Genomic DNA, 9,936 nt, shown 5'->3' with positions numbered 1-9,936 from the left:
TTGTCGTGCCTTGCCGCACGCATGTCACGCTTTGTCTGAACCTCCTGTCGCGACGCCGGATTTGCATCTATTGTGAAGTGCCGTCGCGCCACGTGGATGAAACTATGATTGTGAGTTGGGATGAGAGATTGAAGAGCGCAAGCCCGCTTCGGAAGCCCGCGCTTTTCGCGTCAGCATTGTTGGCTCTTTTCATCTTCTGCTTTGCCGCGCATGCCGATGAGCCGAGCGCGTTGTCGGGCGAAGCGCTGCGCTTGATCGTGGCGAAAAGCGACAGTGATGCTTCTCCGATTTTGGCTGGCGTTCAAATGAAACTCGCGCCGGGCTGGCACACTTACTGGCGAAAGCCCGGCGACTCGGGCCTGGCGCCGCGCTTCGACTGGTCGAAATCGGAAAACATTGCCTCGATCGATCTGCTCTGGCCCGTGCCGCAACGCTTCGATGCGCCGGGCGATACGACATTCGGCTATGAAGATGAAATCGTCTGGCCCGTCATCGTGCGCGCTGCGGATGCGGCAAAGCCCATAACATTGCGCCTCACCATGACCTATGGCGTGTGCTCGGAGATTTGCGTGCCGGGCGAAGCGCATCTGATGTGGTCCAGCTCGGCTGACGGCACCGACGAGGAAGATGGCGCGCAAATCCGTCGGTTTCTCGCACGCGTCGCCAGCGCACCGCGCGCCGCCGATACGGTGATCGCGCGGCTTGTCGATGGATCGTCGCCGCATCTCGAAGTTCGGTTGAAGAAAGAGGGCGAGACGCCTGACCTCATCGTCGAAGGTCCGCGTGGCGTCTATTTCGGCAAGCCCGAAGCGATGCGCGACGGCACGGCCATCAAATATGTTGTGCCCGTGGAAATGGATTCTGGCGTGGCGCTCAAAGGCGCAGAGGTGATGTTGACCTTCACAGGCGCCGCGACGGCAATCGAGGCGTCACGCAAGGTTGAATAGGGCAGGGCTGGCGGCAGGTGGCGTTTGCCGCTTTAATGCCCGTAACGCAAACGCTGTGTCCAACGCGGCACGATCATGGAGGCAAAAATGGCGATCAATGTCGGAGACCGGATTCCGGACGTCACGCTGATGAAGATGACCGACAAGGGCCCAGCCCCGGTCAAGACGGGCGAATATTTCAAAGGCCGCAAGGTTGTCGTCTTCGCGCTTCCCGGCGCTTTCACGCCCACCTGCTCGAACCAGCATCTGCCGGGCTTCATCCAGAAGTCGGACACGATCAAGGGCAAGGGCGTCGCGGAAATTGCCTGCGTGTCGGTCAATGACGCTTTCGTCATGGGCGCCTGGGGCAAGGCGCAGGGCGCCGAAGACAAGGTGACGATGCTCGGCGACGGCAATGGCGATTTCACGAAAGCTCTCGGCCTCGATTTTGACGGCTCGGGCTTCGGCATGGGCACGCGCAGCCTGCGCTATTCGATGCTGGTCGATGACGGCGTCGTGAAGAGCCTCAACAAGGAACCGAACCCCGGCGAGGCGAAAGTGTCGGGCGCGGACAATATTCTCGCGCAACTTTGAGTTTCTAGCTTTTCGTCGCCACCATTCTCACAAGTGTCATCCCGGCTTTATGCCGGGATCCAGGAGCGTCATACGCTGAGCAAGCGGCCCCTGGACCCCGGGACAAGCCCGGGGTGACACGAGTGAATTACCTCGCCCCGATCTTCTGAAACGGCTCCATGCCGCGTCGCGCCAATTCGTCTGCGCGTTCGTTCTCGTCATGGCCTGAATGGCCTTTGACCCAGTGCCAGCTGATGTCATGCGTCTCAATGGCAAGCTCAAGCCGCTTCCAGAGATCGTCGTTCTTCACCGGCTTCTTGTCGGACGTGCGCCAGCCATTGCGCTTCCAGTTGTGGATCCATTTGGTGATGCCGTCTTTCAGATAATTCGAATCTGTATGCAGCTTCACATGTGACGGGCGCTTCAGCGTTTCGAGCGCCATGATCGCGGCCATCAACTCCATGCGATTGTTGGTCGTCAGCGGTTCGCCGCCAGCAATTTCCTTCTCGGTGCCCTTGTAGCGCAGCAATGCGCCCCAGCCGCCCGGCCCCGGATTTCCCGAACACGCGCCGTCTGTATAGATGTCGATCGTTTCTGCAGCGCTGGTCATGCGTCGAGCCCGTAGCCTGCAGGCGAGGTGATGCCGCGATGGAAGCGCAGGCGCTTCAGATACTCGAGCGGATTTTTCGGATTCACAAATGCTCCCGGCGGGTGGTTGAGCCAGTCATAAAGCCGCGTCAGCAGAAAGCGCATGGCGCTGCCTCGCGCAAGCAGCGGCAGCGCGTGAAGCTCTGCCGCATCGAGCGGACGCACTTGCGTATAGGCCTGAAGCAGCGCGCGCGCCTTGGTGATGTTGAACGCGCCATCGCCTTCAAAGCACCAGGCGTTCAGGCAGATGGCAAGGTCATAGGCCAGCGCATCGTTGCAGGCGAAATAGAAATCGAAAACGCCTGACAAATCATCGCCGATGAAAAACACGTTGTCGGGGAAGAGATCGGCATGGATGACGCCTTGCGGTAGCGCCCTGGGCCATTCGCGCTCCAGCGTTGCAAGCTCCGTCTCAAGTTCGACGCCGAGACCGGCCAGAACTTCATCCGCGCGCGCGCCGCAGGACTGGAGCAAAGGACGCCAGCCTGAAACGCTGAGCGAATTTTCGCGGGTCAATTCGAAGTCGCGGCCCGCAAGATGCAGCTCGGCAAGTGCACGGCCAAGCGCCGCGCAATGGCGCGGCTGCGGACGGCGAACCGAGATGCCTTCGAGAAAGCTGATCAGTGCGGCCGAGCGTCCGGCAAGCTCGCCAAGCATCTCGCCGCGCTCATTGCGCAGCGGCACGGGGCAGGCGATGCCTTTGCCCGCAAGATGGTTCATCAAGCCAAGAAAGAACGGCAGATCGCTTTTGGCGACGCGCTTTTCGTAAAGCGTCAGAAAATAGAAGCCCTTGTCGGTATGGAGCATGAAGTTGGAATTCTCGACGCCCTCGGCAATGCCCTTGTAGGAGAGCAATCGCCCGAGATGGTAGGGAACGAGAAAAGCCTCCAGCTCCTCGTCCGAGACTTCCGTATAAACCGCCATCGCCGGCCCCTATTCGCTAGCCAGCGCACGCGGCAGCTTGAACTGAATGGATTCGCGCACCGTCTCGGCCATTTCGAGCGTCACATCGAAGCGCTCTCGGAATGCGGCGATGACTTCATCGACAAGAATTTCCGGCGCGCTCGCGCCTGCGGTGAGGCCCACGGTGCGCGGCGTGCCAAGTGCTGCCCAGTCGATATCGGCGGCGCGCTGCACGAGCGCCGCATAGGTGCAGCCCGCGCGTTCGGCAACTTCGACAAGCCGCATCGAGTTCGATGAATTGGGCGCGCCGATGACGAGCACGGCTTCGGCGCGGGGTGCGATGACTTTCACGGCTTCCTGTCGGTTCGTCGTCGCGTAGCAGATGTCTTCCTTGTGAGGCGCGACGATATTGGGGAAGCGGCGCTTCAGCGCGGCTACGATTTCAGCCGTGTCATCAACCGAAAGCGTCGTCTGCGTGACGAAGGCAAGCTTGTCGGCATCCTGCGGCACGAAGGCTTCGGCGTCCGCGATGGTCTCGACAAGCTTCACCGCATCGTCGGGGAGCTGGCCCATCGTGCCGATGACCTCGGGGTGCCCGGCGTGACCGATCAGAATGATTTCAAGTCCGCGCTCATGGAGGCGACCGGCTTCGATATGCACTTTGGAGACGAGCGGGCAGGTTGCGTCGAAATAGATGAGTTCGCGCGCCTTCGCTTCAGCGGGTACGGATTTCGGTACGCCATGAGCGGAGAATATGACCTTGCCGCCTTCGGGCACCTCGTCCAGCTCTTCGACGAAAACCGCGCCCTTGCGCTCCAGCGCTTCGACGACGAAGCGGTTATGCACAATTTCATGGCGCACATAGACGGGCGGGCCGAATTTTTCGAGCGCCGATTCGACAATCTGGATGGCCCTGTCCACGCCCGCACAGAAGCCGCGCGGGCTCGCGAGGATCAGCGTCAGTGGCAGGCGGGCATCGGTCATGGGCCAGGCTCGTTTGGGAATGCGCCCATGCTTGTAGCACGGCAGACACTCCGATAAAGTGCGGCCACCGCGTCAAGCGGTCAGTCCCGCCTAACTATATGAAAAGCAACGCTTTCAGGGGCCGTCTCTCGTCGGTAATAGAGGGGTCCGGTCGAGGAAAGTCAAGAAACCCGGGGGGCCTCCGGGGTCCAGCTTACCCAATCATTTCCAAGCGAGAGACCTGACGATGCAGTTTCTGAGTCTGCGAAAAGATGCGCCGCGCCGTTCCGTCTCTGCCGCTCGCGGCATTGTGCTGGCAGCCCTTCTTCTGACGCCGCTGGTGCTTGGCGGCTGCAGTTGGCTGGGCATGGGCAGCAGCGACGACGAAGAGCTGGATCTTGAAGCCTCGGCGCCCAAGCCTTGCCCCTCGATCGGCGTCCTCGATGGCGCGGACCGCATTACGGTGTTCAATGGTCGCGGCAACGATCTGACCGACGTCGTCATGCGCGCCGAGATCACCAAGGCGGCGATCAAATGCGAATATGACAAGGGCGACCGCACCATTTCAGTCGATCTGGCATTCAATGGCGGCGCCGAACTCGGGCCTGCCGCCACCTCGCGCGACATGGTGCTGAAGGGCTTTCTGGCGGTCACCCGCGTCGATGGCACCAAGGTCAGCAAGCAGATCTACGACATCCCCGTGACCTTCTCCGGCACGGGCCGGGATGTGCGCTTCCTGAAGAGCGTCGAAGGCACGGTCGTGCCCTATACCCCGGAGATGAACGGCTCGAACTATGAGTTTCTGGTTGGCTTCCAGTTGACGCATGAGCAGCTCGACTACAACCGCAAGGTGCCCGTCGGCCCGATGAAATAGCCGTATCGCGTGCGCGGCGTGCCCTGCCTGTCGATTCCCGTGGAAAACGGATGATTCGGCAGCGCTGGTCACGCCACCGCAATTGACTCCCCTCCGGGCCTCCATATGATCGGCCCCGAGCACTACCGATTAGAGTCAGACGTCATACACATGAACTCTGCGGGAGAGACCGGGGCCATATAGGCACCGGCGCCGAAGGAGCAACCGCCCCGGAAACTCTCAGGCACCCAGGACCGCAGGGGGATGAATCTCTGGAAAGTAGGCCAGCCTTCGGGCAGGTCTCACCGACGGGCGTAAGCGGCAAGGTTTTTCACGAAAAACCGTTCCGCGAAATCTCTCAGGTTCCGCGACAGAGGGGGCGCTACAGGCGAAGCAGATTCGCCGAGTGGCAGCCCTTAATGATTCGAGCGAGCCTGAAAGTTCCGATGACATCTGATCAAGCCCATAACAGCGACACCCTCGAAGTCACACCCTTGCACGCGCTCCATATCGAGCTTGGCGCGAAGATGGTTCCTTTCGCCGGCTACGACATGCCTGTTCAATACAAGGACGGCGTGCTTACCGAGCATTTGCACACCCGCGCCAGCGCTGGCCTCTTCGACGTTTCGCATATGGGGCAGGCCTATCTCGTCGGCCCCGATCACGAAACTGTTTCCCGCGCGCTTGAGGCGTTGGTGCCCGGCGACATTCTGGGTCTGACGCCAGACGCGATCCGCTACACGCTGCTGCTGAACGACAAGGGCGGCATCCGCGACGATCTCATGGTGACGCGCGTTGCGGGCAAGGACGGCTGGCTGTTCCTCATCGTCAATGCAGCCTGCAAGCATCAGGACTTTGCGCATATCGAAGCGCACCTGCCCAAAGGCGTCGAGCTTCGCCGCCTTGAAGACCGCGCCCTCATCGCATTGCAGGGCCCCAAGGCCGCCGATGTAATGGCGCGTTTTGCGCCCGCTGCCATCGACATGGATTTCATGACGGCTCGCGAGATCGATGTTGCGGGCATTCCAAGCTATGTCAGCCGCTCCGGCTATACGGGCGAAGACGGCTACGAAATTTCGCTGCCTGCCGACAAGGTTGTTGAGCTGGCGACGAAGCTTCTCGCCGAGCCGGAGGTAAAGCCCATCGGTCTTGGCGCGCGCGATTCGCTCCGCCTCGAAGCGGGCCTCTGCCTCTATGGCCACGACATTGACGAGACGACGACGCCCATCGAAGGCGGTCTTGCCTGGGCGATTGCCAAGCGTCGCCGCGAGGAAGCGAATTTTCCCGCCGCGAAAATCATTCTGGCGCAGATTGCGAATGGCGTGTCGCGTAAGCGCGTCGGCATCCTGCCGGAAGGCAAGGCGCCCGCACGCGATCACACCGAAATCACCGATGCCACAGGCAAGAAGATCGGCGAGATCACCAGCGGCAGCTACGGCCCCACCGTTGGCGGTCCGATAGCCATGGGCTATGTCGACATCGCGCATGCAAAGGTCGGCACGGATATTGAGTTGATGGTCAGAGGCAAGGGCCGCCCGGCAAAGATCGTGGCGTTGCCCTTTGTCGAGAAGCGGTTTCACCGCCCAACTGCGAAATAATGAAGAAAGAGACGAGGCACAGGATATGAGCGAGATACGTTTCACCGATCAGCACGAATGGGTGCGCGTCGATGGCGACGTGGCGACGATCGGCATCACCGATTACGCGCAAGAGCAACTTGGCGATGTGGTCTATGTCGAGCTTCCCGAAGTCGGCAAGTCGCTTGCGACGGGCGATGAAGCGGCCGTCGTCGAGAGCGTGAAGGCGGCGAGCGAAGTTTACGCGCCCGTCTCCGGCGAAGTCGTCGAAGTGAACGGCGATCTCGAAGGCGCGCCGGGCGGCGTCAATGACGACGCGATGGGCCGGGGCTGGTTCGTCAAGTTGACGCTCGCCGATAAATCCGAGTTTGCAAAGCTGATGGATGAAGACGCCTATAAGGCTTTCATTGAGGGGCTTGCTTAGCCAAACACGTTCGTCATGGCCGGGTTTGGCCCGGCCATCCACGTTTTTCTTATTTCCTTGTACGGAAGAAAGGCGTGGATGTGCGGGGCGAGCCCGCGCATGACGGGCAGGAATTTTTGAACCCGAACCATTGGTCCCTACACCATGCGCTACCTGCCCCTGACCGATGCCGACCGCCGCGAGATGCTTGGCGTCATCGGAGTAAAGAGTGTCGATGATCTCTTTTGCGACGTGCCCGAGCGGGCGCGGCGCAGCGGCCTCGTCGATCTGCCCAAGCGTCAGGGCGAGCTCGAAGTCGAACGCGCCCTGATGAAGATGGCGGCGAAAAACGTCTCGGCAGGCTCGGTGCCTTTCTTCCTCGGCGGCGGCGCATATCGCCACCACGTGCCGTCGACCGTCGATCACCTGATCCAGCGTTCGGAGTTTCTGACCTCCTATACGCCGTACCAGCCTGAGATCACGCAAGGCACGCTGCAATATCTCTTCGAATTCCAGACGCAGGTGGCGATGCTCACCGGCATGGATGTGGCCAACGCCTCCATGTATGACGGCTCGACCGCATGCGGCGAGGCGGTGCTGATGGCCCATCGCGTGACGAAGCGCAAGAAGGCCGTTCTGTCCGGTACGCTTCATCCGCATTACCGAGCCGTCGTCGAAAACATTTCCGAAGTCGGTGGTTACGCGGTTGAAGCCATGCCGCCTGCGATCCCCGGCACAACGGAAGACATCATCGCGCATATCGATAGCGACACGAGCTGCGTCGTCGTGCAGGGCCCGAGCTTCTTCGGCGATCTTGTCGACATCCGCGCCATCGCTGCCGCCGCGCAAGCCAAGGGCGCATTGCTGATCGCCGTTGTCTCGGAAGTTGTCTCGCTCGGCCTCGTCACGCCACCCGGCGACATGGGCGCCGACATCGTCGTCGGCGAAGGCCAGTCGATCGGTAACGGCCTGAACTTTGGCGGCCCTTATGTCGGCCTCTTCGCCACCAAGACGAAATATGTCCGCCAGATGCCGGGCCGCCTTTGCGGCGAGACGGTCGATGCCGCGGGCGAGCGCGGTTTCGTTCTGACGCTTTCGACACGCGAGCAGCATATTCGCCGTGAAAAGGCGACGTCGAACATCTGCACCAATTCCGGCCTTTGCAGCCTGGCCTTCACGATCCATCTTTCGCTTCTGGGCGAAGACGGTTTCCGCCGCCTCGCGCGTATCAACCACGCGAACGCCGTGAAGCTTGCCAATGCGCTCTCCGCCGTCAAAGGCGTGGAAGTGCTGAACGACACATTCTTCAACGAGTTCACGCTGCGCCTGCCGAAGCCTGCCGCCGAAGTTGTCGACGCGCTGGCGGACAAGGGCATCATCGCGGGTCTTCCGGCCAGCCGTCTCATTCCGGGCGACGCATCGCTCGAAAATCTGCTGATCGTGGCCTCGACTGAGATCAATACGGATGAAGACCGCGCCTTATATGCAAGCGCGCTGAAGGAGGTGCTGTGATGTCGGGCATGAACAAGCAGGGCCGCTCCACCTCACCGGGCGAAGTCAGCGCTAGCCGCATCGAAACCTACACCGGCAATCGCGGCCTTCGTCTCGAAGAACCACTGCTGTTTGAACTCGATAATCCGGGCGCCTGCGGTGTCGATCTCGACGAGCCTGATGCATTCACGTCGCGCCTCGGCACGATGGAACGCAAGGCGCGCATCGGCCTGCCGGGCGTATCCGAGCCGGATGTGATGCGCCATTTCGTGCGTCTGTCGCGCAAGAATTATTCGATCGACGCGGGTCTCTATCCGCTCGGCTCCTGCACGATGAAGCACAATCCGCGCCTCAACGAAAAAATGGCGCGCCTGCCGGGCTTTGGCGACGTGCATCCGCTGCAGCCGCAAAAGACGGTGCAGGGCGCGCTCGAACTGATGGACACGCTCGCCCATTGGCTGAAGGAATTGACGGGCATGCCCGCCATCGCGCTGTCGCCAAAGGCCGGCGCGCATGGCGAGCTTTGCGGCATGATGGCAATCCGCGCCGCGCTCGTCGCGCGCGGAGAGGGTGAAACACGCACGCGCATTCTCGTTCCTGAATCCGCCCATGGCACCAATCCGGCAACAGCCGCGCTGCTGAATTACAAGGTCGATGCGATCCCCGCGACCGCCGAAGGCCGCGTCGATCTCGCCGCCTTCAAGGCGAAGCTCGGCCCCGATGTGGCAGCGATCATGCTGACCAATCCGAACACTTGCGGCCTCTTCGAGTGCGACATCATCGAGATTGCCGATGCCGTGCATGAAGCAGGCGCCTACTTCTATTGCGACGGCGCGAATTTCAACGCCATTGTCGGCCGCGTGCGCCCCGGCGATCTCGGCATCGACGCGATGCATATCAACCTGCACAAGACCTTTTCGACGCCGCATGGCGGCGGCGGGCCGGGCGCCGGTCCTGTCGTTCTCTCAGCCGCCCTCGCGCCTTTTGCGCCGCTGCCTTACGTGGTGCATGGCAAGGACGGGTTCCGTCTCGTCGAGACGGAAGGCGAGGCGAAGGTTGACGGCACGCATCCCTTTGGCCGCATGACTGCCTTCCATGGCCAGATGGGCATGTTCGTCCGCGCGGTCGCATACATGATGAGCCACGGCTCGGATGGCCTGCGTCAGGTCGCCGAAGATGCGGTGCTGAATGCGAACTATATTCTCGCCTCGCTGAAGGATGATCTTTCCGCATCATTCGAAGGCCCCTGCATGCACGAAGCGCTCTTCGATGATCGCTTCCTCAAGGGCACCGGCGTCGAAACGCTCGACTTCGCCAAGGCGATGATCGACGAGGGCTATCACCCGATGACCATGTATTTCCCGCTGGTCGTTCATGGCGCGTTGCTGATCGAACCGACCGAAACGGAATCGAAGCGCACGCTCGATCAGTTCATCGGTACGCTGAAGCATCTCGCGGCGGCAGCGAAGGGCAATGACAAATCGCTCTTCACCGGCGCACCGCATTTCGCCCCGCGCCATCGTCTCGACGAGACGCTTGCCGCACGCAATCCGGTGTTGCGCTGGCAGCAGGAGCGGCCCAAACAGGCGGCTGAATAAG

At 61.2% G+C, this 9,936-nt stretch carries 10 protein-coding genes and 1 riboswitch; of the genes, 7 read left to right on the top strand and 3 right to left on the bottom strand.

Features of this window, described 5'->3' with window-relative positions:
• Positions 1-947, top strand: a 947-nt coding sequence (locus tag WA943_RS09385; RefSeq protein WP_424469610.1) for a protein-disulfide reductase DsbD domain-containing protein, incomplete at its 5' end; no start/stop codon positions are given.
• 87 nt (positions 948-1,034) lie between these two features.
• Positions 1,035-1,520, top strand: a complete 486-nt coding sequence (locus tag WA943_RS09380) for a peroxiredoxin (protein ID WP_424469609.1) — start codon at positions 1,035-1,037, stop codon at positions 1,518-1,520.
• 127 nt (positions 1,521-1,647) lie between these two features.
• Here the strand turns inward: WA943_RS09380 and rnhA are convergent, their stop codons facing one another.
• From rnhA to ispH, 3 genes are read right to left on the bottom strand one after another with little or no spacing between them, the layout of a single operon-like run.
• A complete protein-coding gene (rnhA, locus tag WA943_RS09375) occupies positions 1,648-2,109 on the bottom strand; it encodes a ribonuclease HI (protein ID WP_424469608.1) in 462 nt (153 codons plus the stop codon).
• Entirely contained in the window at positions 2,106-3,071 is a 966-nt protein-coding gene (locus WA943_RS09370; RefSeq protein ID WP_424469607.1) for a homoserine kinase, read from the bottom strand. The genes rnhA and WA943_RS09370 overlap by 4 nt, the downstream gene beginning before the upstream one ends.
• Before the next feature lie 9 nt (positions 3,072-3,080).
• Entirely contained in the window at positions 3,081-4,034 is a 954-nt protein-coding gene (ispH, locus tag WA943_RS09365) for a 4-hydroxy-3-methylbut-2-enyl diphosphate reductase (RefSeq protein ID WP_424469606.1), read from the bottom strand.
• A 226-nt stretch (positions 4,035-4,260) separates the two neighbouring features.
• Here ispH and WA943_RS09360 point away from each other — a divergent pair, with 226 nt between their 5' ends.
• The 5 genes from WA943_RS09360 to gcvPB all read left to right on the top strand — a co-directional run bounded on the left by WA943_RS09360 (position 4,261) and on the right by gcvPB (position 9,935).
• Positions 4,261-4,887: a hypothetical protein gene (locus tag WA943_RS09360; RefSeq protein WP_424469605.1), complete on the top strand. Its 627-nt coding sequence runs from the start codon at positions 4,261-4,263 to the stop codon at positions 4,885-4,887.
• A gap of 150 nt (positions 4,888-5,037) precedes the next feature.
• Positions 5,038-5,133: riboswitch (glycine riboswitch) on the top strand.
• 179 nt (positions 5,134-5,312) lie between these two features.
• On the top strand, positions 5,313-6,464 hold the full coding sequence (gene gcvT / locus WA943_RS09355; RefSeq protein WP_424469604.1) for a glycine cleavage system aminomethyltransferase GcvT: 1,152 nt from the start codon (positions 5,313-5,315) through the stop codon (positions 6,462-6,464).
• Between the two features lie 25 nt (positions 6,465-6,489).
• On the top strand, positions 6,490-6,867 hold the full coding sequence (gcvH, locus tag WA943_RS09350; RefSeq protein ID WP_424469603.1) for a glycine cleavage system protein GcvH: 378 nt from the start codon (positions 6,490-6,492) through the stop codon (positions 6,865-6,867).
• A 144-nt stretch (positions 6,868-7,011) separates the two neighbouring features.
• Entirely contained in the window at positions 7,012-8,358 is a 1,347-nt protein-coding gene (gcvPA, locus tag WA943_RS09345) for an aminomethyl-transferring glycine dehydrogenase subunit GcvPA (RefSeq protein ID WP_424469602.1), read from the top strand.
• An 8-nt stretch (positions 8,359-8,366) separates the two neighbouring features.
• Positions 8,367-9,935, top strand: coding sequence for an aminomethyl-transferring glycine dehydrogenase subunit GcvPB (gene gcvPB / locus WA943_RS09340; RefSeq protein WP_424469612.1), 1,569 nt, complete (start codon positions 8,367-8,369; stop codon positions 9,933-9,935).
• Position 9,936 lies beyond the last annotated feature (1 nt).

The organism is Parvibaculum sp., from assembly GCF_049651025.1.
Taxonomy (GTDB): Bacteria; Pseudomonadota; Alphaproteobacteria; order Parvibaculales; family Parvibaculaceae; genus Parvibaculum.
The sequence above is the reverse complement of the archived record's forward strand: the minus strand, read 5'-3'. Positions and strand labels throughout refer to the sequence as shown.

Excerpts from the sequence above, each read along its gene's own strand:
- rnhA (WP_424469608.1), bottom strand. The coding sequence starts at position 2,109 with ATGACCAGCGCTGCAGAAACGATCGACATCTATACAGACGGCGCGTGT.
- WA943_RS09380 (WP_424469609.1), top strand. The coding sequence starts at position 1,035 with ATGGCGATCAATGTCGGAGACCGGATTCCGGACGTCACGCTGATGAAG.
- gcvT (WP_424469604.1), top strand. The coding sequence starts at position 5,313 with ATGACATCTGATCAAGCCCATAACAGCGACACCCTCGAAGTCACACCC.
- gcvH (WP_424469603.1), top strand. The coding sequence starts at position 6,490 with ATGAGCGAGATACGTTTCACCGATCAGCACGAATGGGTGCGCGTCGAT.
- gcvPB (WP_424469612.1), top strand. The coding sequence starts at position 8,367 with ATGAACAAGCAGGGCCGCTCCACCTCACCGGGCGAAGTCAGCGCTAGC.
- gcvPA (WP_424469602.1), top strand. The coding sequence starts at position 7,012 with ATGCGCTACCTGCCCCTGACCGATGCCGACCGCCGCGAGATGCTTGGC.
- WA943_RS09360 (WP_424469605.1), top strand. The coding sequence starts at position 4,261 with ATGCAGTTTCTGAGTCTGCGAAAAGATGCGCCGCGCCGTTCCGTCTCT.
- ispH (WP_424469606.1), bottom strand. The coding sequence starts at position 4,034 with ATGACCGATGCCCGCCTGCCACTGACGCTGATCCTCGCGAGCCCGCGC.
- WA943_RS09370 (WP_424469607.1), bottom strand. The coding sequence starts at position 3,071 with ATGGCGGTTTATACGGAAGTCTCGGACGAGGAGCTGGAGGCTTTTCTC.